Source organism: Metabacillus bambusae (genome assembly GCF_017497975.1).
In the GTDB taxonomy this organism is placed as follows: domain Bacteria; phylum Bacillota; class Bacilli; order Bacillales; family Bacillaceae; genus Metabacillus; species Metabacillus bambusae.
The window spans coordinates 87773-111172 of record NZ_JAGDEL010000013.1; the positions used below are offsets into that span (position 1 = coordinate 87773).

Here is a 23400-nt window from a genome sequence, read left to right on the forward strand (position 1 = left end):
TACTTTTTATCATCTATTTTCATTAATAGATTTAACTAGTCATATATATTTCATAAAACCTCACAACAACTGATCCCAGCTGAGTGGTGTTCCTACTTTTAAATCTCGATTAATTTGCTTTCCTAAAAATAGATCATAGTATTTGGGCTCTAATCCATACCCTGGACGAATCACTCTTATATTTTCCTTTGTCAATACTTCTCCAGCTTTAATGTCCTTAGACACATATATCGATCGTCTAAATTGAAGTGACTTTTCTTCTTCCTTTGTGGGACCGATTGAAATGCCCCCTAATGATTTCCAAGCCGAATCTGTCTCTTTCACGAGAGAAGCAAATTCTTCAGGTTCCAAGGAAAAAGCAGAATCAACTCCTCCCTCACCTCGATCAAGCGTAAAATGCTTTTCAATCACTGTACTACCAAGCGCTACACTTGCAACAGCAACTCCGACTCCCAATGTATGATCTGATAAACCAACCTGACAGTGAAATATATCTCTTAAATATGGGATCGTCTTAAGATTCGAGTTTTCCGGTGAAGCTGGATAACTGCTCGTGCACTTTAATAATATAAAATCATCACAGCCTGCATCTCTAATTGTTTTTACTAAATCTTCAATTTCACCAAGTGAAGCCATACCTGTTGAAATAATCATCGGTTTCCCTTTTGCTGCAACTTTTCTTAATAAGGGGATATCATTATTTTCGAAGGAGGCAATCTTATAGCAGGCAACATCGAGGGTTTCTAAAAACTCAAGCGATGTTTCATCAAACGGTGTACTAAAAGGGATCATCCCTAATTCTTTACAACGATCAAAAATCGGCTGGTGCCATTCCCAAGGTGTATATGCCTCTTTGTAGAGGTCAAAAAGAGACTTCCCTTCCCAAAGTTCATTCGATTTCTCAATCATAAAATCTCCGTGTTGGATATTAAGTGTCATCGTGTCAGGAGTATACGTTTGAATTTTAAACGCATGCGCTCCTGCCTTTGCTGCAGCCTCAACAATATCCAACGCCCGGTCAAGTGATTGATTATGATTACCTGACATTTCCGCTATGATAAAGGGTGGATGGTCATTTCCTATCAATTTGTTACCGATCTGTATTTCCTTCATTTGCTTTTTTAAACCTCCTCTTTTAGAAATTCACTTTGCTGTTCCCATTGTTCCTTAAATAGACCCATCAACACCACATCGACATATTGTTTATTTTTTAACACTTGCTTTACTAACCTGCCTTCTTCAGTAAAGCCTAATTTTTTATGATAGGATAAGCTCTTACTATTAAAATCTAGTATTTGCGCACATAATTTCCTCATTTGTCTTTCCTTAAAAAGAAAATCCAACGCTAATATCCCCATGATCTTTCCAGATCCAATAGGGGAGCTTTTGTCGCCAATATAAAATCCCCATTCACATGTTTTGTTCTTGGAGTCGATTTGTGAAAAGTTAACTAAACCAATTGGTTTCTCTTGATAAAAACACAGTTTTACTAGTTTACTTGGATCTTTTTCGACCGACTCAAACCATCGATAATGATCTTCTAACTGGATGATATCATCATTAGTCATAAATGGACGTATGTGATCTGCGTTACGCCATTTCAATACAATTTTTAATTCTTTCTGACTTAAATCCTCCAGTTTATAGTCGTTAATGTGTGCCATTTTCTCCTCCCATAATAAGTTCTATTACGTCATTAAATTTATCTTCTCCCATAAGATTAAGGGCTTTTTCAGACATCTCTTTCACCATTGATGGGTTGGCAAGCATTGTTTTTAATTCGGTCTCAATCATTTTTGCTGTTACTTCAGCACTTACTCCTAAGCAACAAGTTGCTCCTATGTCATGTACCAGTTTTGTTATTTCCATTTGGTTATCTGCAGTCACAATTGAGAGTGTTGGTAATCCTAAATAACATCGCTCCCATGTGGAGCTTCCACCTGCCCCGATTGAAATGTCGGCTTTCCTCATTAATTCAGCCATATAATCTATCTGACAATGAAAAAATGTATTAGGTAGCTTCTCACATATTTGTTGAATGACATCCTTTTTTTTATTTGTCTCACCTACTACGACATCAATGTATAAATTAGAAAACTGGACATGACTTAATGCTTGTAATGTTTTGAAGGTTTCATTTGTAGGGTCTGTGCCACCAAAAAACACGAGAATTCTATTTATCCTCCCATCTCGATTCGTTAACTGCTTCTTAGATAATCGAAATTCAGAGCGGAGAATAGCATAACTAGTACCTACTAACTTCACGCAACTTTTTGGGACTAACTCATGATAGCGACACTGATCATACGAACTATTTTGATCTAATAAAATGCTGCATTGGTGTGGTCGATCTGCTAAATCATCAATCACAACTATCTTGTTCACACTATCTTTAATCACATTCTCCCATCTTTGATCGATTGCATAATGATCAATGATCAAGCAATCAACAGATAAGGATTCAACAAGGATTTGTGCTGTTTCCATCGCATCCGTTTTCCAATCCACCTGTAACCATGCATCATAAGGTCTATCACCTTCATTTAGTGGATGCTTATTTATTTGGAAAGGCAGCAAAAAAACATGATAGCCTTTGTTAGAAATATAGTTCGCCATATTCCCAGGTAAATCACGACAAATGAACGAGACCTGAGCTCCACCTTTTTTAAGTTCATTTGCAAGTGTTAGACAACGCATGACATGACCAGTACCAATTTCATATGAAGAATCGACTCGAAAGATTATATTCATGCACATTATCCGTCCTTTACATCACTAAAGGTTATCAAACTATTTTATAGAATAGTAATTTACCACCTTTTTCACAGCATTAACAACATCCATCACATCACGATTTTCCATTCCTGCAAATAAAGGGAGGGTAATAAACTCTTCATAACAGCTTTCAGCAATCGGACAAATACCCTTTTCATAGCCCATGCTTTCATAATATGGGTGAAGATATACAGGGAGATAATGGACATTGACACCGATATTTTCTTTTAGTAGCGCTTGAAAGATATCTTTTCTATTAGTGGTTAACTTTGTGAGTTGAAATTTCAAAACATATAAATGCCAACTAGAATCTACATATGAAAGTTGATGAGGAAGAATAACTTCTTGTAATGTGCTCAATTCCTTCGAATAAATCTCAGCAAGTTGCTTACGCTTCTCTATAAAACTCTCTAGTTTTTTTAACTGTGAAATCCCAAGTGATGCTTGAATATCTGTGATTCGATAGTTAAAGCCAAGAAATTGCATCTCATAATACCAGGGGCCATGGTTTTTCTTTAATAACCACGGATCCCTTGTAATTCCATGTGTCCGAAATTGTAGTAGTTTCTCATAATATTTTTCTTGATTTGTTGTAATAATTCCGCCTTCTCCAGTTGTGATATGTTTCACTGGATGAAAGCTAAACATCGTCATATCACCGATTGAACCAATTCTCTTATTCTTGTATGTTGCCCCTATCGCATGTGCAGCATCTTCAATCACAATTAGGTTTTCTTCACGAGCGATTTTTAAGATTTCATCGAGCTCAGCTGGCTGGCCAGTAAAGTGGACTGGAATAATTGCTTTTGTTTTTTCAGTTATGTTTTCCTTTATCAATTTTGGATCTATGTTATACGTTAGTGGATCAATATCAACAAATACTGGTTTTCCTCCTTGGTATAAAACACAGTTAGCAGAGGCAGCGAAGGTCATTGGTGATGTAATCACCTCATCACCCTCACTAATACCAGCGGCAAAGCAAGCTCCATGTAATGCCGCAGTTCCGCTTGAAAATGCAACAGCATACTTTGCACCTGTGAACTTTGCAATCTCTGATTCAAATTGCTTAATTGCAGGACCAGTTGTTAGAAAATCACTACTTAAAACCTTTACAACTGATTGAATATCATCCTCATCGATTACTTGTTTTCCATAAGGCAAATAGTCATTACGTACGGGAGTTCCACCATGGATTGCTAATTTGCTTTCACTCATGATTTGAAATGATCCTTTTTATGAAAGGTTGATTGAATCCATTTTTCTGTTCGTTTTATCCCCTCTTCAATTGATACGTTTGGTGTCCAAAATAGGGTCTTTTCAGCTTTTTGAAAATTACATAACAACTTTTGAATTTCACTTTGAGGATGAATATGAGGGATATGGAGAATGGGTACCTGTTTGTCTGCAATAAGCTCTGCTAAAGCATTAATTGAAATATCTTTTCCTGTACCAGCATTGACAATTTCTCCATTTATTTGATCATTGTAACCAGCTTCAACAACAAAATCAGCACAGTCTTCTACATAAAGTAAATCTCTTGTTTGTGTACCATCGCCATAAATATTTAACGGTTGGCCTTTTAACTTATTATGAATAAAGATCGCCACAACACCACCTTCACCACCCGTTTTCTGAAAAGGACCATACGTATTAAACGGTCTTACGACAACAGCTGGTAAACCGTATGCGAAGAAATATGATAACACCATATTTTCAGCAGCTATTTTAGCTCCAGCATATGGGGATGCAGGTTTGATGGGTGATAGTTCATCAATACCCTGATCATCATGTGCTCTAGCATAAACCATACATGTACTCATAAAAACAATTTTAACTTGCTGTTTTCTACACTCTTCTAATAAATAAAAGGTAGCAACTGTATCATTTGTAAACGTTGTTTCAGGGTCATCAATACTATCCTGAACATTAATGCTTGCTGCAAGATGGTAACAAAGATCAAAGTGAGTATCCCGAAAAAGATCTTCTAAAGATTCTCGATCTTTAAGATCCATAATTTTGACCATTTGCAGGTTTTCATTGTCAAAAAACTCGTTCAAATTCTCAAGTGATGAATTTGCTAAGTTATCTATTACCCAAACCTTGTGTCCATCCCTTATTAATCGTCCAACAACCCATCTGCCAATGAAACCAGAGCCACCGGTTACTAATACGTTCATAATAACCTCCATTAGATTAAATTTTGTTCAATAATTGTATTCCGTACTTGTTCCTTAGTCAGCGGAATATCTCCTTCCGAGCTATAGGTTCCAGGTTTCGGTCTGCTTGCTTCCTCGTACGTTTTTCTAGCCGCAAAAGGAGAAGGAATAATATATAATTCCGGTAATTCAAAAGCACTTAATGATTCGTCATACGTCATCAGTTCTTCATATCTTTTCTCACCAGGCTTTAAGCCAATTTCAACGATATCAATTGTGGATGGGTCAATCCCGTATTTCGTTGAGGTTTCTTCTATAATGATTTCAGCTAAATCCTTAAGTTTAATCACAGGCATTTTTAATATAAAGGTTTCTCCACCTTGAGATATTTTTAATGATTCGATTGTCAGTTTAGTCGCCTGCTCTAACGTCATCATAAATCTTGTCATCGATAAATCTGTTACGGTTACAGCTTTACCTTCCCTTACTTGCTTAACAAATAACGGGATGACGGAGCCTCTAGAGCCCATAACATTTCCAAACCGGACACTAGAGAAAATGGTTTTTCCTGAGCCCTTTGAGTATTCTGCAGAGGAAATAAGTTTCTCAGCGGATAATTTCGTAGCTCCATAATTGTTTGTCGGAGAAATTGCTTTATCAGTGCTTGTAAACACGACCTTTTTTACGTTTTGATGTTTCGCTGCTTTGATCACGTTATACGTACCAATAATATTTGTAAGCACAGCTTCAAAAGGATTATATTCACAAAAGGAAACATGCTTCATTGCTGCTGTATGGAAAACATAATCGATATCTTCCATTGCACTTAATACACGATCATAATCGCGAATATCCCCAATCAAAAATCTTAGCCTTGAATTGTCATTTACTTCATTTTGAAGCTTGAATTGTTTATATTCATCCCTGCTAAATATTCGAATGACTTCTGGATTCTCTTGTAAAATATGCTTCACGATATTTTTACCGATTGTCCCTGTTCCACCGATAACTAAGATTTTTTTGTTTTTAAAAAACATATCTATCCTCCTATCCCTCTAATTACAATTATTTAGGTCTTACTTTTGTCAATTGAAAAATCAAATTTGAGAGTTCTTCACCAGAGTTTTCTGTTCTATAGGAGTCTAGTAAAAATTTTTCTTTCACATCTATATAATCTGTTTTCCCATTAGGGCTATTAAAATAAATAGTAATAATCTTAACTAATTCGATTGGATCACTCTGAATATAATGACCAAGTCTATTGTAATAATCGTACAAACGATTACTTTGTATAAAATAATAAACAAAAACTGGCTTATTAAATAAACAACTCTCTAATGCAACTGTTGATAGTGCAGACACCACCGCATCCGTATGAAAGATTAAATCATGTGTATTAATTTTTCTATCTCTAATAACGTGTACTGAATTAAATTCACTTTCCAACTCCGTATATAATTTAATTCTCCGCTTACCAAGTTCCCAAGGATGGGGCTTTATTAAAAATTGAAAGTTTTGATTGCCAGCTAACTCAGAAATCATCTTTTTAAACTTAGATTCTTCTAAATTAGGTCCTGTAATAATTAATAAAGTTATTTTATTAGGGTCTAGATCATATTCATTTAGTAATGTTTTTCTTGAAACTCTAGAAGAACAAGAAAAGATTTTATCATATCTAGGATGACCGATAGCTACAATCCTCTCTTCTTCAAGGCCTCTTGCCACATACCATCTTTTCTCATATTCACCATATACAGCAATATGACTTGAAAAGACCGGGATGAAAGCTTCTTCCCCCATTAATATGCCATGCTGTAAACAAACATTAGGAATTCCCTTCATAGAGGCAACTATAGCTAGAGACCGACTAACAACATCCTCAGTTGAACCTATTAGTACAGTTGCGATGTCCTTTTCATCAAATAGATTTAAGATCGTTTCTAATGCATCTACAATAATAGGAATTCTTTGAATGAATGTTTTTATAAAAAAAGAATTACTAAAAGCAGGATGATCCTTATATTTAGCAAGAATAGAATATGCTGTCTTCATTAACTGTTTAGACGTTTCACTCGTGTCTCTCTTAAAATTACCGATGTATTCATTCGGAATCCCATAATAATCTGTGGTTTTAGAACGTGATAACACCATCGTGTGTTCACCGCTAAAATGATCATGTAAGATTTCCACTGGAATCCTTGTATAGTCTAAATTGATAAGGATCTTACCATCTAACATAGTCTTCAACGGTTTCTTTAAAGGTACTAACATCTTTTCAAAAAAGGGTTGAATCTCAATTGATTTCTTAATACTTGCATATGTTAATTTTGCAGCAAACTCTTCCTGCTCCATATGAATTTTAAGGTCAGTATCAATTTGTTGATAGAAATTCGTCATAAGAGCAATTGGAATTTCTCGATATTTTAAATTCTTTAGTACATTAATAAATTCACTATAAAGAGACCAATAATTATTTAAATAAATGCTCAATTTTATCCCTCCTTTTGCATGAAGGAAATGGGAACGAAACTACACTAAATTAACAGAATAACGTTCCTAATTTTATTTATTAGTAAGTGATAGCTCCTTTCCACTCCTATATTGAAGTGGGACTTGTAGTTATACACAGTTTTTCCTTCAGTATTAATTGTGACGTGTTGGTCTTTTATTGTATGAAACTAAGTAGATCATTTATTTGTTTTTCATTGATCTTAATTCTTCTCGCAACTCCCTACATGTTCTTTGGGGAGGTAACATTTGGACAAATTCACTTTTTTCTTGTTGGGCCAATTGATGATGGATTGATAATTCTGTTATAAAGTTATCATCTAAAATTTCCTTTATTGGGTAGAAATCCCAATACTGATTTAATCGCCAGAAAAACCTCGCATCACCTATTCGGTAAAACTCTGGATTCTCATCCCAAAATGAGTCAAACTTTTCTTTTACGACAGGAAGAATGGAGCTTCTATGCATGATTGAACAATGATCTATTTGACAAGGTGCTACCGAGACAATCCCCTTTGTAGGTCTTAATTGTTTTTTCGTAATCTCATTCTTTTCGTTTAAATAGATAACTAATGAAGCGGAATAAACAATCATAACATTCTGATATTTATCTAAATAATTCACCATCTTTTCTAGTCTAGTTTTTCTATAACAGTTATCATCAGTTGCATATGAAATATACTCACCGGACGATTTTAGTAAGGCTTCATTGATTAAAGCAGCATATCTAACTTTCTCAACTCTTTCGTTCATTGTTTGAATATTACTTTGATAAAATTTAATTCTCTTATCACTTAAAAAAGGCTCTATTGCTTTTATTGTTTCTGAGTCCGAATTATCATCCATTATTAGCAACTCAAAATCAGTAAACGACTGATTTAAAATCGCTTGAATAGACTTCGTGATATATGCTGGCTTATTGTAACTTGTCATAATGATTGATACTTTTGTCAACATAACACCTCCCGATTTACCTAATGTCTATTTATTCTATGTTTTGAATAGTAAAATGTAATAGGATATAAAACTATATTTGATAAAGTTCATATCAAAGATTACTATTTGTAATACAAGCAGTTTGTAAATAATAGGCTTATTTACCTGATGCTTTTTTACTATAAAATCACTAAAAGCTGGATCAAAGTTCACTATAAGTGAATTTTGATCCAGCTTTTAAAAAAGATAATTCATGAATCTGTATCAGAAGGAGGAAAAGAAATCGCTAATATTTGCTTGCTGTCAATGACGACAACATTCCCGTCAGAATGTCTAAATGATGAGAGATCTGTTTGTTGATCATAATTGACAAATGTTTGGACTAGGATCTGCTGACCTCTAACAGTTACTGAGCTTACTGCTTTGCCTGGTGGTAAATTCTGCAATAATTGCACAACTGCACTTTGTGATGATTGCAGCAAATCTAATGCCTCAATTTGACGCTTAGACAGATCTTCAAGTTGAGAATTTAATTGATCTTGATCACTACCCCTCCGTTGTTCAAACTCATCCTGATTCGTGGTTAATTTGCTTACTTCAGTAAGAACATCATTTACATATTTCCCTTCTCTTTCCTTATGTTCTTCCTTCATACTTTGCAATGTATCGATTATCGTTGCTAATTCCGCTTTTTGATTTTCTTCGGATGCAATTTGCATATCCTTTATTGTATACAAGGAGGATAACAAGTTTTTCAGCTGCTCTAGATTGATATCATAGTGATCTGCTTGCTTCTCCTTTATATTTTCTACGTTTTCCGCCAATTGTTTCATTTCATCTTGTGTATTGAGAACATCGGTTTTATGTTGATTCAATAAACTACTGATTCTAGAAACAACTTCTTCAACTTTTTCTTCCTGGTTTTTCTCTGTATTAGTAAGTAATGAGTTAAGGTTTTGTACTTCTTGCTTTATTGATTGTTCATTCGCTTTTAACATTTCCTTCATTTCACTAATATGATTCACATTTTGTTGATTTTCATTTTGCAATTGTTGATCTAATGCATTCATAGATTTGTTTACTTCCTGAATAATCGCTTGCTCATTCGCTTTTAACATTTCCTTCATATTTCTTATGTTATGAGAAATCTGTTTATTTTCTTGTTGAATTTGTTGGTCGAATGCTTTTCTAGAAGTATTCAGCTCTTGTAATAAGGAGTAAATCCGATCTTGAGCATTCCCTTGTTTTAAATTCATTTGCAGCTGATACTGATTTAAATCCTGAATCGATTTTGCATTTCGCTTATTTTCCGTCATTTGTGACATTTTGAACTCATTAATCGATTGTATTATCAAATGATTGTTTTGATTGACCTGAAACGTATGTTGATTTAACTTGCAAAGCTGTTCTAATGCTTCTTTATTAACTTCCTCTAGCTTCTCAATATAAGTGACAAATTTATTATGGTGACAATAGCCCAGGTTATGAGTTTTTATCACCTTTCTATTAGAGAAAATTATCGGGTCGGCACATTTATTAAAATAGATCATTTCATCCTCATACCCCATTATTTTTTTTATCAATATCAGCATATGTACCATAAAAAAAATTGTTATTCTTTTTGTTTTGATTATTAGTACTATCAGAAATTGAACGACACCAGTTGCTTATATAAAAAAACATGTTAAACCCAGTACTTTTTTACTATTTTTTACAACTTCTAAACTATTTCACTGTACAAAACATTTTCCTTCACATATTTTATCCTGTGTTTATAAAAATTTCGAAGGAGTGGAAACAAATTGAGTCATAATAATGGAACACAACCAACTGGAATTGGGTCAGTTCTAGACGATCTTTTACCAGGTCAGATCATTACTGTTACAATGGATTCCGGCGATACAATTGGACCAGCACGATTTGTAACCTTTAATAGTGCAACAGGCCTTCTTACATTAATTGAATTAGGTACTGTTACACCAGGTGATGAAGTTACTGTAATAGTTGTTGCAAGTAAAATCGAATCAATTAGATTCGAATAACTATCAGGGATGAAATTTCTTTATATTAAATCGGGGTATAATGGAATCTACCCCTTTTTTGATCAGTGGATTGAAGATGCCGCCAAAAAGAAAGAGGTCTTAGTAGATTCCCTTTCTCCAAAGATTAACCCATTAGATTTGCATACAATTTTACTTTCTTCAAAACCTAGCTTCGTTCTGATTATGATAGGAGATAGAATACCTTTTTCATTACTAAATGTGATCAAGGAAAATGACATCCCGATTGTTATTTGGTTTACAGAGGATCCCTTTTATATCGATATAAGCTTGAAGGTTCTTCCATTTGCAGATCATATTCTATCAATAGATGAGTCAGCATGTAAATATTATCAATCATTAGGCTATAGAAATATCCACCATTTCCCATTAGCAACAAATAAAGAAATTTTTAAACCCCTCAATCTAAAAAAAGAAATCGATTTATTAATGATAGGATACCCATATCCAAATCGAATTCATTTAGTTGAATATTTATTGAATCATACAGAATATTCACTGACACTCATTGGGGAGAAATGGAGGAAATTTTTAAAGGTTAATCGTCATAAAAATCAAAGACTTCAGCTTATTAATCGTTGGATGAATCCTGAAGAAGTAAATCAATTTTACAATCAGGCGAAAATCATCTTAAATCCTCATAGAGAATTTTCTTTTAGACTAAATAAAAATACACATCATATAAAAAATAGTAGTATTAATAATCGATTTTTTGATATTTACGCTAGTGGAGGTTTTCAATTAATTAATCACACTGTAACTCCTCCTAAAAATTGCAGTGATGGATCTATATTTTATTATGAAAATGAAAAAGACTGTGTCAAAAAGATACATGACTACATGGGTGATCATACACTAAGACATGATATTGCTAATCTAGCATATTTATCCACACAGTCTGAACATACCTTTGAAAAAAGGATTGAACAATTACTTGAAGTAGTTAAAGGTTGATAGATACAGAAAAAACTTGCTAATTCTAATTGGAAGACTGACAACATAATTTAGTGAGACAAAATAAAACACCTACGTAAATGTTACACCGTAATCAAGTACATTTATCGGAGGTGTTTTTGCGTAGGCAAAAATGTGTATAGAAGTTATATTAATGGGCAGTTGTAAGAGACAAACTAGAAGGTAAACCAAAGAAATCGTGAAAAAGGTATAATATCAAGAATGAATTGCAAGTAAAGGCTTAGATGGAATGGAACAGGAAGGGCGAGATCTATCGATTGGATCAACCGATCAAGAGCATGAACCAGAGTACGCTTGCGAAAATGAACCTATCAACAACTAGGTTACCCACTTTTAAACGAATAAAAGCTAAAAAAAGTATTTAGCGATGAAAAAGGAGTGGATAATAGATTAATTTTAAATCTAGTGAGGCAACTGCGTAAAAAGTATATCCAGAAGAAAAAATTCTTTGGACAACGCAGTTATTGAATCGATTCTAATTTGAAATAAAGGAATTTCAGTATTGTAAATTTAAATCTTAAGAAAATCTAGAAATCGTATCTAAAATTGATGAATATATTTATCACTATAACGAAGAAAGAATTGAAGAAAAATTAGGCTACTTCACTTCAAAAGAATTCGGACTTTTAGCAGCCTAATGAGTGTTTTATATGTGTCTTTATAGCTTGGTAAGTTCAGACCTTATTTGTTACTTCTTAAAATAATTTCGGCAGCATAAAAAAGTGTCAGAGAATCTGACACTTTTTGTCTATTAACGAATTTTAAATAGTGGAGTTAATGGTTGACATTTGAGGTATTTATCCACTTTTGATTCATGTACAGCCTTCTTTAATATAGCAAATACTTCATCATAGGTTGAAAGTAATTGATTAATATCACTTTTTGAATGTGAATAGCTTATATTATGTGTCCCGAGTGTTAAAATGCCTCTTGCAAATACCTCTTGTAAAAATAACGTTTTAATTTCCCATTGGCTCGTATTATTCACATCTTTAAACGATAAAAATGACCATGCAGGATGTCCAGATATAGATAAGATATGATCAATATTATGTTTTTTTATTAATTCACGTATGCCATTTAACACAACTTCACCTTGGTTGATTATCGTTTCAATTACAGGTTCATTTTGTAATTTTGACAACGTTGCTAAAGAAGCAGCCAAAGATAATGTTTCTCCACCAAATGTAAAGGAATAAAAAATTTCATTCATCAGAGTCATAATCTCTTTTTTTCCAACAACTGCAGAAATAGGATAACCATTTGCCATCCCTTTTCCAAAGGTTGCAAGATCAGGAGTTACTCCAAAATATTCTTGAGCCCCGCCATTTGCAAATCGGAAACCCGTTACTGTTTCATCAAAAATTAATAGTGCTCCATTTTTATGTGTTAGTTCTTTTACCTTTTGTAGAAAATCATTTTCTGGTTTTATAATATTCATTGGCTCTAAAATGACTGCTGCTATTTCGCCTGGATATTTTTGAAATAGGTTGTTTAGTGAATTTAAATCATTGTAGATAAATGTGTGTGTCAACTCTTGAGTCGCCTTAGGAACACCTCTATTCCGTGTAGTCGATCCAATAAACCAATCTTGCCAACCATGATAACCACAAACAGCAACACGATCTCGGTTCTTGTATGCTCTAGCTAGTCGTATTGCGCCGCTAGTTGCGTCTGACCCATTCTTTCCAAAACGAACCATTTCTGCACAAGGAACCATATCGACAATTTTTTCTGAAACTTCTACTTCTAATGGATGTGGTAAAGAGAAAATGACTCCTTCCGATAATTGTACACGAACAGCGTTTCCTACATCTTGATCATTGTAGCCCAAAGTAACAGCAGCAAGACTATTAATGAAGTCAATATATTCATTGCCATCTATATCCCAAACACGACTCCCATTGCCATTTTTTATAAAGTATGGTGAAACCCCAAAAGGATAATGAACCTTACTTTTACTAAATGTTTGGCTACCTAAGGGAATGGTTCTTAAAGCTCTTTCTAACATAAGCTCTGAATGAAAGTACCTACTATTCATTTTTATCCCTCTTTTTTTATTTCTAATAATGAATGATTATATCCTTCGTTTCTTCCAATATGTTTATTTAGATTTTTTAACTCTTGGTTTTCATCTAAATAATTCAAAATATCATGTATCGTAAATATTGTCTCACTACAATAAAGCGCTTCATATATCTTAACAACTAGCTCGTAATCTACTTTTTCGTCTACAGTCCAACGCAAATTAGAAAGATCTAGATCATTTTTATAACTACCTAAACTAAAAAACTCCCTATTTTCATAAATATAAGGTGTCACATGCTCCATTTGATGTTGCAGATCAGCATTTTCCCAAGCCTTCTTTAAGCTTAAAAACTGGAAAACTTCAATATCTAATCCATCAGGAAATGTTGGCTCTAATGTATTACTCGTATAATGAAATTGATGATCTAAATGGTACTTTATGATTTTATTTATTAATTCGGGGTCAATAAGAGGACAGTCACCAGTAAGACGAACGACGTGTTCAGGGGAAAAAGGTTTTGCTGCCTTATAAAAGCGATCCAAGACATTATCAAGACTCCCTCGAAAACTCAAAATATTGTTTTCAAGACATAATTGTGCGATTGGATCATCTGAAGGTTCTTCACTCGTAGCGATAACAAGCTGATCAATTAGACTAGCACACTTTACTCTCTCTATTTGCCGCAGCAGCATTGGGACTCCTAAGATTGGCTTTAACACTTTTCCTGGAAATCTCTTCGAACTCATTCTTGCCTGTATAATAGCTAATATCATTTTCACAATCTCCTTTAGCTATATCTCCCAATTAACCGGGTTAATAATCGATTCATCACTTATAGCAAATCTACTCATATCACAACCTGGCCAAGCACTGTTTAACATTAAAATATTTTCTTTAAGCTGCTTGACTGTTTCAACCCCAACTATGATGTGATCTATTTCCTCAAGCTGATTCAAAAATCCTAATGCTGCTTGAATAGGTGATAAACCATATGAATGTATAAACTCATGGTATTCTTCAATCTTGTCTTTTATTTTATAAAAATAAGGCTTAATATTTTGTTTATTCTTTACCAATAATCCCTGTAAAAATACAGATCTAGCATGTATTTCAATATTTTTCTCTTTCATTCTTTTTAAATAACCACCCAGAATTAATCTCTGATCAAAAACATTTATTGGTATCTGAATAATATCTAGATCAAATTGAGTCAATAGATGCTCTATCTGTCCCCCTGTATATACTGAAACGCCTATCTTTTCGACAAGCTTTTCTTCTTTAAGTTCTTGAAGAGCTTTAAAGAGAAATTTCCCATTTTCTTTTAATAGATCATTCGGGTTATGAATTAATATCCCATATATAGAGGACTGATTAAGTTTTTCTAAAGAAGAATAAAAAGCGGCTTTTACGTTTAATATGTCTTTGTGTGTTATTTTTTGAGAATTAACATATGGAGTCTTAGAAATTATTTTAAATGGTTGATCAGCCTTCATACATTTACCTAATACCTCTTCACTATCACCATAAGAAGAAGCAGTATCAATAATTCTTACTCCTCCTTTATACGCTTCACTTAAAATACTTTCAACTTCATGAATCGTTGGTTTTCCGTAAAGATTAAATAAACCATAATTCATTCCAAATTGTACTGTACCAATACCTAATTTAATTGATGTCATCTTCATTCACATGTTTTTCTGATAAAAATGAAGGATTAAAACAGCAAATACAAATTTTATCCATTTTTTCACCATTAATTAGAAAATGATCCTTTAACCTTGCCTCTTCATGCCAACCTGCTTTCAAAAAGGCCTTTAATGAACCGATATTATTTGAATACATTCCATCTGTTAGTTTTCTAATATTATATTTTTTAAAGGCAATCTCTTTACCAAGATTTATTGCTTCTGATGCATATCCTTTTCCCCAAGCTTGCATATCACCTATTACAATGGGCATTCCAGATGTCTTATGCTTCCAATTAATTGGCCCAATCTTTAAATTCCCAATATGCTTATCTGATTCGATCAAGCATATTGCATACATAAAATAGGTATTTGTTGTTTTTCCCTTTTCAATGTAATCTCTTACTTCTGTAAAACTTAAATTATTTACTTCCAAAAACTCTGTCACATTTTCATTTTTAAACCATGATAAATAATTGTCATTTATATCCTTTTCTACTAGCTCCCTAAGATAAATATTTTCACCTTTATAATAAATGGTCATTATCATTTCCTCCATAAAAATAGTAACGAATAGAAAAAACTATTATCATTGTAATAATAGTTGATCCTATTACAACCTTTAGATCTCTTCCTACATTCAATAATTAAACGTAGTAACACTCATCACTTAATTGAGCAAAAACCTTATTGATCCCTATTTGTTGGTACTATATTTTATACTCCAATAATAGCCCTATATTTCACTTTATTGGTTCAATCATATGTGCTAAGTTGTTTTGTTTCCTTTTTATTGGTATCTCTATTAATCAAAAATTTCAACGTTTGGCAATTCCCTTGATACTCTGTCTACTAATAATATCTTGCATAATATTCCTATGTTTGTTCATTAGATATTGTGAAATATTTGGAAGCGGATTTTTCAGATATTTAATATTTACAATTTTTTCATTCTCTGATCTTAACAGAAAGGAGACCTTATTTGATAATAACACCTATGATTCTTAATAAGTACGCTACCTAATATGGTTATTTCCACTTTTTGGTATATCCACTTATTCAATTGTTGCTTACCTTTTATCAACACAAAAAAGAAACTGCCAATAAATGACAGTTTCTTTTTGGGTTTAGCTGTTTTCGCAAACTTTGTTGCTATTAACCAAGTAATGCGGTCTGGAGCCTTGTGTTTTAACTGATCAGCCTGTATTACGTAAGCCTGCGGCAATACCACTAATTGTTAATAACACTTCATTTAACAATTCTTCATTAGGTTCTTCTTGTTCGCGAAGCTCTTTTATGAGTTCTACTTGTAAGAAGTTCAATGGGTCTACATAAGGGTTTCTGCGATGAACAGATTCTTTAATATTAGGTGTATGATCTAATAGTTCTTCATCACCAGTTACTTTAAGTAAAATGGCTTTCGTTGCTTCATATTCCTCGACAATATTGCTGAAAATACGATCTGCAATCTCTTTGTCTTTGACAAGAGAAATGTATTCTTTAGCTGTAGTGATATCTGCCTTCATTAGTGCCATTTGCAGGTTATCAACTGTCGAACGGAAGAATGGCCATTCCTGGTACATACGTTGCAATAGTTTTAGGTTTTCAACATCTTTTGAAATAAAGCTTTCTAACCCTGTTCCCGCTGCATACCATGCTGGTAATAATTGACGACTTTGTGTCCATGCAAAAACCCAAGGAATCGCACGTAAATCCTCAAAACGATTACGGTTTTTACGCTTCATAGGACGTGAGCCAATATTTAATTCAGCTAGCTCATTTAATGGCGTTGCCTCTGTAAAATAAGTTAAAAAGTCTGGATCCTCAAACACGAGTGATTGATATTTTTTTAGAGATACCTTTGAGATCTCTTCCATTGCATTTTCCCATGCTGTTTCACGAATATGTTGCTGTTCTGATTCTTCTGATAGGTTAACAGAAGCCTCAAGTAAAGTGGAAGTGGCTTGTTCTAGACTGCGGTAAGCAATATCTTCTATCAAGTAGCGAGAAGACAAAACCTCACCTTGCTCTGTAATCTTCACTCCATCGCCAATTGTTTCAGCTGGTTGTGAAAGAATGCTTCGATTTAATGGACCACCGCCACGACCTAATGATCCACCGCGGCCATGGAAAAACTTCAATCCGATTTCATGACGCTTCGCCATGTCATGGATTTCAAGCTGTGCTTTATAAAGCTTCCAGTTGGCAGTTAACGTTCCACCATCTTTACTACCGTCTGAGTAGCCAAGCATGATTTCTTGAGAATCACCATGAATGCTCAAGTGATTTCTGTATACATCCATTTTAAAAAGTGTTTCTAAAATTTCTGGACCTGCAGTTAAGTCGTCGATCGTTTCAAGAAGTGGTGCAACATTTAAATGACTTTCAACCGTACCGTCTGCATGAAGTCTGTAAATGCCTGCTTCCTTCGCTAGCACCAATACTTCAAGTAAGTCACTTGCAGCCTGTGTCATACTGACAAGGTAAACAAGAATTGATTTTCTCCCAAATGTATCATGTGCTTTTTTGATCATCGTAAAGACCTTGATCATTTCCTGTGTCTCTTTTGAATAATCTTCATTTAATAATAGAACTGGGCGTGGATCTTTTAGCACAGCTTCTAATGTTTTAATTTTTTCTTCTTCAGAAAGTGCCGTATAATCATCGGTTACTTTCACTTTGCGTAAAATTTCTGTAATAGCTGCTTCATGCTCACCACTATGGTTACGAATATCAAGAGTAGCTAAATGGAAGCCAAATAACTGAACTTGGCGAATTAATTTTTTAAGCATTTTCAATTCACGAAGGGCTGGTTGATGATTGTTTATACTATTTTGAATTAAATAAAGATCTTTCAACAGCTCTTCAGATGTTTGATAACCGATTTCAGATTTACCAACTGCTTTTAGACGTGCTAATATCACAGCAATTTTTCGACGATAGACCTCATTTTCAACAGGCCATTTCTTTTCATTTTCTAAGTAAGCAGCCTCTTCTTTTTCAACATTTTCAAGTAGCTCTTTACTTACATCTACACGAGTTGTTGAGTGACTAAAACGTTTCATCACTTCGACTAGTGCTTCTTTATATTTTTTTACCGCTAGATCACGATGTCTTTCTAATGTTTCCCATGTGACTTCAGGTGTAACATTTGGGTTTCCATCACGATCCCCACCAATCCATGAGCCAAAACGAAGGAAATTAGGAACTTCCCAATTATGACCTGGGAATTGTTCAACAAGACCTTCCTCTAGATCCTGATGTATTTCAGGAAGCACATCAAAAAAGGTTTGATCAAAATAATAAAGCCCATTACGTACTTCATCCATGACAGTTGGTTTACGATGACGTAATTCATCTGTTTGCCATAGAATTGTTACATCATTTAATAAACTATCCTCAAGCTTTTTACGCTCTTTTTTTGTCAGCATGTTATTATCTAAGCTTTTCAATATTGTTGAGATTCGCTTTTGAATCTCGATTACTGAACGCTTTGTTGCTTCTGTTGGATGCGCAGTAATAATTAATTCCAATGATAACGTGTTCAGTACGTTTTGAATGGTAGTCACATCTATTTCATTTTCTTTCAGTGATAATATAGCACTTTCAATCGATGATGGTTGTACAACATGGTTGTCTTGAAGCTGATATTCGCGACGTCGACGAATACGGTGATTTGACTCTGCCGCATTGATAAGATGAAAGTAAATAGAAAAAGCTCGAATAACTTGCTTTCGCATTGGAGTATCCAAATTCACAATTTCTTCTTTAAGTTCATTATATATTTGCTCGTCAAAACAATTTCGAAGAGTTTTCGCCATTCCCCTTAACTTTTCAACTTTATCAAGAAGCTCCGTTCCCCCATGATGAACAAGGATTTCCCCTAGAATATGCCCTAGGGATTTTACATCGCGGCGTAATGGAAGACTGCTATCATTTGTCTCAATTCTAGTTGTCATCGTGTCACCTTCTCCTTAAAAATTGTTATTCTATTAAATAGTAAGATAATTCTATCATATCATTTTCCAAGGAGAATTTCATCTTTAATTGCTAAAATCGATATCATTTTAAGATTAAAAGCTGAAATTTAATCTAATTCATATATAATTAACACGAATAATTTACTAAACCATCCAATTATGTGATTTTTTACATATAAATATTGTATTTTGAAATAACAAAAAGTCTGACACTTTACTTTTTTCAGACTTCTTGTTATATGAATTAAACCTTTGCTTTGTTTATTATACTAGTTAAAAACTCTTCATACATATCCCTAAAACAACTTGGACGGAACATATTTGCCGCATGTCCTGCATGTTTGATCTCCTTATAAATAACGTGAGGGATTACTGTGTTTAAATCTGTTAATGTCGATTTGTACATACTGTCATGATCCCCCATCACCCACAGAATTGGCACTGTTAATGTCGATAAGTCGCTTCGCAAATCATATTTAAGACGATGTTGAATCGCATTTTTTAAAATATTTTCATTTAATTCAAGACCATATTTATAGTAAATTTTGTTTGAAATAATGGAATAAGGATCTAGCAAACTCTCTTTTGGATAGATATCATGGGAATATTTCCTTAACCAAGTTGGGTAGTCTTCATTACGAATCTCCCAATAATGCTTGAACACATCAAATAGTTGTGATGGTGTATTATAATGACCACCTATAAAGCATAGACTTTTCACTTTATTATTCCACTTTTTTGCAAATATTGTACTAGGATAACACCCATAGCTAAGTGTGCATAAATGAGCCTCTTTAAGACCTTCCTGCTCATAAAAACCCTCTAATTGTGAGACCAAATTAGTTAATGTAAAATCAACTGCTTTCCCTCGATCCTCACCATGTCCAAGTAAATTGTAAGAATACGTGTTAAACTGGTGGTTAAAGTATTCCATAGGCTTTTTAAACGCACCCTTTGTTCCAGTTAGTCCATGTATAAAAATTATATTTTCTTTCATTTTTCCTCCATTTCAATATATGCAAGCCTTCCTTACAACTCACCTAAGGCTAATAAGAAACACTTTTTCCAAATTGCTTATATCCCAAATCATAAACCATTAATGTAAAAAAACGATAACACATTAGTTAAAAATACGTAATTGGAACAATTGCGCTGGAATCGAATGTCGCAATTTCTACAGTATAAGAATTTTATCATTTCCTGGTGAATAAAAAATCACCCCGCTTATAAAAAGCAGGGCGATTTACTTATTCATTCATCAACTTTAACACAATCGTCACTTTAAACAAATCACCATCTACCTCAATATCTAATGCACCATCATGTAAATCAATTATTGATTTAGCAATCGCAAGACCTAGACCTGATCCATCAGTATGGCGTGATTTGTCACCGCGTTTAAATCGTTCAAATAGCTCATCACTATCATCGCTAAGCTCATATTTTGATACATTCTTGAACGTGATAATAGCTTCACCAGTTTCCACCTTTATATTAATATATGCTCTAGTGTTTTCTAATGAATATTTAAGAATGTTGCCAATTAAGTTTTCAAACACACGCCAGAGCTTTTGACCATCCACATATGCATATACTGGCTTATCTGGATTAGCAACGCGAAATTGCACCTGTGAAGCTTGAATGGTTTCATTGTATTCAGCTAAAGCCTGTTGGAGTAATTGAACAATATCAACTTTGCTTTTTAATAGTTCAATGTTCCCACTAGCCATTTTTGATGCTTCAAAGAGATCATCGATCAACACTTTTAACCGCTTTGACTTTCGATCAATAATTTCAATATACGTACTACGTTCATCATCCGCTAACTCTGGGTTTTTCAAAAGCTCTGAATACGTGATAATTGAGGTTAAAGGTGTACGTAAATCATGACTAACATTTGTAATTAACTCGGTTTTTAGTCGCTCACTTTTTGCTTGGGCTTTTTGTGAAGTTTTCACACCGCGCTTCATAATATTGATATCTTTTGCTAGGTTAGCGAGTACAGATTTTCCGACTATTTTTACATCGGGTTCAAAATGGCCATTCGCTAAAGCCCTTGTGTTGCGAATAATCACGTTAAAATAACCTATTCTTTTTACAATTAGAAGAAAAAGTGGTATTCCTACAATTACAAACGCCGGTACATATAAAAGAAGAAAAGCTCTTTCGACAAAAATAAGGACTGTCCCTACCCCAAATGAAAATACAATGGCTAATAGAAGAAACACTTGTGTTCCTACACGTCTATTTAGGAACGAGGTTCTTAGCATTTGTAAAAATTGTACTAATAATGTATTTTTCCAGATTTCTTGATCAGAAGGTAAAGCTTTTAGTCTTGGGTACAAATAAACTACTTGTACAACTGTTAATCCAAAAAATATCGTCAAGATGATAAGGTGATAGATGATCATCTCTAGTAACCCTACTATATAATTACTGTAACCTAAATATGGTTGATCAAGAATAAAGGCAATTGTTATGATTGCTGTTATACCGCAAAGAAGCAGTGCAACATCAAATGGAATTTTATTATATAAACCTACCCATTTAGTTGGTTTAATTCTCCTTAACAGCTTTGATTTCTTTTCAATGATTATACCTATAAGTAATGCGATGACAGCCCCAACTGTGTAAATCCAAAACACAATTCTTTGTATATTATAATCATGATAGTTAACCATTATAAAATTTGAGTTTGGTGTTTTTTTCGAAATTGCAATCTTCCCTTCATATAAAGCGTTCGAATCATTGGTTATTTCATTGATGATTTCCTCATTCGCTATATGTAAAGGTACACCCCTCATGTCAAGATAGCTTTGATTTTGTGTAGAAAAACTACGTATAAAGTGCATACTTTCATCATTTATGCTATCTACTGATTTACTATCTTTTTCAGGGAGATTTGTGTAAACTTCACCTGTTGTAGTATTTTTCAGATAATAAACAAATGCTTTTTTATAATTTGCAAAAACCACTCGATAACTTTCTAGTTCTTTATAATACTCATCAATTTTTTGTTCTTTTTCTTTTACAATTTTTTCTTTGATATACTCATCACTCTCAAAATTTTTCGTGATGTCTTCAATCTTTTTATCTCTTTCTTTAATATAGACATCCGCAACTTTTTGGTCATCATTCGCTACTGCTTCATGAATTCGAGATTCATATTGCTGCTCAATACTGGTTATTTGTTCGGTTAAGTCACCATATTGATATCGATGCTCTTCTATTTCATCTTTTGATACAGTAATAGATTTTTTTATATCTTCTTTCGTTTGATAAGAAATTTCAAATGCATTTAAATAGTTCAAAAATTGTCCTACCGTATCTTCAAATTGCATTGTCTTAAAATAACTTTGTTTCGTAAACTCACTATTATTAGATAACGCTGACAAAACACCACTAATACCATACGTTACTAGAAAGAACCATGCAATAATTGCAATTCTACTTTTCCATTTTGTATCCAATGCCCCATACCACCTTTAAATATCTTGGATTTTTAGGGTCGATTTCAATTTTTTCACGAATTTTACGAATGTGCACAGCAACGGTATTTTCCGCATTGTAACAAGGTTCCTTCCAAACCTTTTCGTAAATTTCAGAGATAGAAAACACTCGACCAGCGTTCATCATCAACAGCTCAACAATTTTATATTCGATCGGCGTTATTTTTACCGCTTCTCCATTAACAGCAACTTCTTTCGCTGCTTGATCAATCGTAAGTCCGTTTAGATCAATCGTTTTATTTATTCCTTCAAACGGTCCTAATTTAACATATCTTCTAAGCTGGGATTTAACCCTAGCAATGAGTTCTAGAGGATTAAAAGGCTTTGTTACATAATCATCTGCACCTACTTGCAAACCTAAAATCTTATCGGTATCTTCACTTTTAGCACTTAAAATAATAATCGGGATATTCTTTTGTTCACGTATTTTAAATGTCGTAGCAATTCCATCCATTCTTGGCATCATAATATCCAATAGAATGAGATGAACTTCATGTTCATTTAAACGCTCAATTGCTTCGACGCCATCCTGTGCCTTTAACACGGTCATCCCTTCATTTTTTAAATATATTTCAATTCCATCACGGATTTCTTTATCATCATCCACTACTAAAACAACGTAATTATTCATCGACTCACTCCTCCTTTCCAAAGTATAACATGAGTATATTTGCTAGGAATGATCTTAGTATAAGCAAGAGTTCTTAAAATAAAGGTAGGGGAAAAATGAAGAATTTCTTAAGATAAGTGAAGGAGTGGAGATTTTCTAAGTTGGGGATGTTTTTTT

General features: G+C 33.6%; 20 protein-coding genes. 3 read left to right on the forward strand and 17 right to left on the reverse strand.

The window, feature by feature from the left end:
* Positions 1–60 precede the first annotated feature (60 nt).
* The 9 genes from pseI to I7822_RS17015 form a co-directional block, all read right to left on the reverse strand.
* On the reverse strand, positions 61–1113 hold the full coding sequence (pseI, locus tag I7822_RS16975; RefSeq protein WP_207980301.1) for a pseudaminic acid synthase: 1053 nt from the start codon (positions 1111–1113) through the stop codon (positions 61–63).
* A gap of 8 nt (positions 1114–1121) precedes the next feature.
* Positions 1122–1664: a UDP-4-amino-4,6-dideoxy-N-acetyl-beta-L-altrosamine N-acetyltransferase gene (gene pseH, locus I7822_RS16980; RefSeq protein WP_243459511.1), complete on the reverse strand. Its 543-nt coding sequence runs from the start codon at positions 1662–1664 to the stop codon at positions 1122–1124.
* A complete protein-coding gene (pseG, locus tag I7822_RS16985) occupies positions 1651–2751 on the reverse strand; it encodes a UDP-2,4-diacetamido-2,4,6-trideoxy-beta-L-altropyranose hydrolase (protein WP_207980302.1) in 1101 nt (366 codons plus the stop codon). The genes pseH and pseG overlap by 14 nt, the downstream gene beginning before the upstream one ends.
* Before the next feature lie 39 nt (positions 2752–2790).
* On the reverse strand, positions 2791–3990 hold the full coding sequence (gene pseC, locus I7822_RS16990; RefSeq protein WP_207980303.1) for a UDP-4-amino-4,6-dideoxy-N-acetyl-beta-L-altrosamine transaminase: 1200 nt from the start codon (positions 3988–3990) through the stop codon (positions 2791–2793).
* The gene (locus I7822_RS16995) at positions 3987–4952 is read right to left on the reverse strand and encodes a dTDP-glucose 4,6-dehydratase (protein WP_207980304.1); all 966 of its coding nucleotides are present in this window, start codon (positions 4950–4952) and stop codon (positions 3987–3989) included. The genes pseC and I7822_RS16995 overlap by 4 nt, the downstream gene beginning before the upstream one ends.
* Positions 4953–4963: 11 nt before the next feature.
* Positions 4964–5968 carry an SDR family NAD(P)-dependent oxidoreductase gene (locus tag I7822_RS17000; protein ID WP_207980305.1) on the reverse strand — a complete coding sequence of 335 codons (1005 nt, stop codon included), beginning with the start codon at positions 5966–5968 and terminating at the stop codon, positions 4964–4966.
* 28 nt (positions 5969–5996) lie between these two features.
* Positions 5997–7421, reverse strand: coding sequence for a CDP-glycerol glycerophosphotransferase family protein (locus I7822_RS17005; protein ID WP_207980306.1), 1425 nt, complete (start codon positions 7419–7421; stop codon positions 5997–5999).
* A gap of 201 nt (positions 7422–7622) precedes the next feature.
* Positions 7623–8393, reverse strand: coding sequence for a glycosyltransferase family 2 protein (locus I7822_RS17010; RefSeq protein ID WP_207980361.1), 771 nt, complete (start codon positions 8391–8393; stop codon positions 7623–7625).
* Positions 8394–8626: 233 nt separating this feature from the next.
* Positions 8627–9925, reverse strand: a complete 1299-nt coding sequence (locus I7822_RS17015; RefSeq protein WP_207980307.1) for a hypothetical protein — start codon at positions 9923–9925, stop codon at positions 8627–8629.
* Between the two features lie 252 nt (positions 9926–10177).
* On the opposite strand from I7822_RS17015, the gene I7822_RS17020 reads away from it, so the two are divergent.
* The 3 genes from I7822_RS17020 to I7822_RS30690 all read left to right on the forward strand — a co-directional run bounded on the left by I7822_RS17020 (position 10178) and on the right by I7822_RS30690 (position 12048).
* Positions 10178–10417, forward strand: a complete 240-nt coding sequence (locus I7822_RS17020) for a CGEA protein (RefSeq protein WP_207980308.1) — start codon at positions 10178–10180, stop codon at positions 10415–10417.
* A 9-nt stretch (positions 10418–10426) separates the two neighbouring features.
* Positions 10427–11389, forward strand: a complete 963-nt coding sequence (locus I7822_RS17025) for a CgeB family protein (protein WP_207980309.1) — start codon at positions 10427–10429, stop codon at positions 11387–11389.
* A 554-nt stretch (positions 11390–11943) separates the two neighbouring features.
* Positions 11944–12048: an IS3 family transposase gene (locus I7822_RS30690; RefSeq protein ID WP_207980362.1), complete on the forward strand. Its 105-nt coding sequence runs from the start codon at positions 11944–11946 to the stop codon at positions 12046–12048.
* Positions 12049–12161: 113 nt separating this feature from the next.
* On the opposite strand, the gene I7822_RS17035 is transcribed toward I7822_RS30690, so the two are convergent.
* The 8 genes from I7822_RS17035 to I7822_RS17070 form a co-directional block, all read right to left on the reverse strand.
* Positions 12162–13451, reverse strand: a complete 1290-nt coding sequence (locus I7822_RS17035; RefSeq protein ID WP_207980310.1) for an aminotransferase class III-fold pyridoxal phosphate-dependent enzyme — start codon at positions 13449–13451, stop codon at positions 12162–12164.
* 2 nt (positions 13452–13453) lie between these two features.
* Entirely contained in the window at positions 13454–14212 is a 759-nt protein-coding gene (locus I7822_RS17040) for a cytidylyltransferase domain-containing protein (RefSeq protein ID WP_207980311.1), read from the reverse strand.
* Positions 14213–14230: 18 nt separating this feature from the next.
* On the reverse strand, positions 14231–15118 hold the full coding sequence (locus I7822_RS17045) for an aldo/keto reductase (protein ID WP_207980312.1): 888 nt from the start codon (positions 15116–15118) through the stop codon (positions 14231–14233).
* Positions 15105–15668 carry a GNAT family N-acetyltransferase gene (locus I7822_RS17050; RefSeq protein WP_207980313.1) on the reverse strand — a complete coding sequence of 188 codons (564 nt, stop codon included), beginning with the start codon at positions 15666–15668 and terminating at the stop codon, positions 15105–15107. Before I7822_RS17050 ends, I7822_RS17045 begins: the two co-directional genes overlap by 14 nt.
* Positions 15669–16320: 652 nt before the next feature.
* Positions 16321–19083 (reverse strand): phosphoenolpyruvate carboxylase, encoded by a 2763-nt coding sequence (ppc, locus tag I7822_RS17055; RefSeq protein WP_207980314.1) that lies wholly within the window; start codon positions 19081–19083, stop codon positions 16321–16323.
* Between the two features lie 265 nt (positions 19084–19348).
* Complete coding sequence (locus I7822_RS17060; RefSeq protein ID WP_207980315.1) at positions 19349–20101, reverse strand: alpha/beta fold hydrolase; 753 nt, start codon at positions 20099–20101, stop codon at positions 19349–19351.
* A 250-nt stretch (positions 20102–20351) separates the two neighbouring features.
* Positions 20352–22574: a sensor histidine kinase gene (locus tag I7822_RS17065; protein ID WP_207980316.1), complete on the reverse strand. Its 2223-nt coding sequence runs from the start codon at positions 22572–22574 to the stop codon at positions 20352–20354.
* Positions 22552–23244, reverse strand: coding sequence for a response regulator transcription factor (locus I7822_RS17070; RefSeq protein WP_207980317.1), 693 nt, complete (start codon positions 23242–23244; stop codon positions 22552–22554). The genes I7822_RS17065 and I7822_RS17070 overlap by 23 nt, the downstream gene beginning before the upstream one ends.
* Positions 23245–23400: the final 156 nt, after the last annotated feature.

Bases quoted from the DNA above. Each gene is read 5' to 3' on its own strand.
- I7822_RS17035 (WP_207980310.1), bottom strand. From the start codon at position 13,451: ATGAATAGTAGGTACTTTCATTCAGAGCTTATGTTAGAAAGAGCTTTA.
- pseI (WP_207980301.1), bottom strand. From the start codon at position 1,113: ATGAAGGAAATACAGATCGGTAACAAATTGATAGGAAATGACCATCCA.
- pseG (WP_207980302.1), bottom strand. From the start codon at position 2,751: ATGAATATAATCTTTCGAGTCGATTCTTCATATGAAATTGGTACTGGT.
- I7822_RS17050 (WP_207980313.1), bottom strand. From the start codon at position 15,668: ATGACCATTTATTATAAAGGTGAAAATATTTATCTTAGGGAGCTAGTA.
- I7822_RS16995 (WP_207980304.1), bottom strand. From the start codon at position 4,952: ATGAACGTATTAGTAACCGGTGGCTCTGGTTTCATTGGCAGATGGGTT.
- I7822_RS17000 (WP_207980305.1), bottom strand. From the start codon at position 5,968: ATGTTTTTTAAAAACAAAAAAATCTTAGTTATCGGTGGAACAGGGACA.
- pseC (WP_207980303.1), bottom strand. From the start codon at position 3,990: ATGAGTGAAAGCAAATTAGCAATCCATGGTGGAACTCCCGTACGTAAT.
- I7822_RS17045 (WP_207980312.1), bottom strand. From the start codon at position 15,118: ATGACATCAATTAAATTAGGTATTGGTACAGTACAATTTGGAATGAAT.
- I7822_RS17025 (WP_207980309.1), top strand. From the start codon at position 10,427: ATGAAATTTCTTTATATTAAATCGGGGTATAATGGAATCTACCCCTTT.
- pseH (WP_243459511.1), bottom strand. From the start codon at position 1,664: ATGGCACACATTAACGACTATAAACTGGAGGATTTAAGTCAGAAAGAA.
- ppc (WP_207980314.1), bottom strand. From the start codon at position 19,083: ATGACAACTAGAATTGAGACAAATGATAGCAGTCTTCCATTACGCCGC.
- I7822_RS17060 (WP_207980315.1), bottom strand. From the start codon at position 20,101: ATGAAAGAAAATATAATTTTTATACATGGACTAACTGGAACAAAGGGT.
- I7822_RS17070 (WP_207980317.1), bottom strand. From the start codon at position 23,244: ATGAATAATTACGTTGTTTTAGTAGTGGATGATGATAAAGAAATCCGT.
- I7822_RS17040 (WP_207980311.1), bottom strand. From the start codon at position 14,212: ATGATATTAGCTATTATACAGGCAAGAATGAGTTCGAAGAGATTTCCA.
- I7822_RS17015 (WP_207980307.1), bottom strand. From the start codon at position 9,925: ATGATCTATTTTAATAAATGTGCCGACCCGATAATTTTCTCTAATAGA.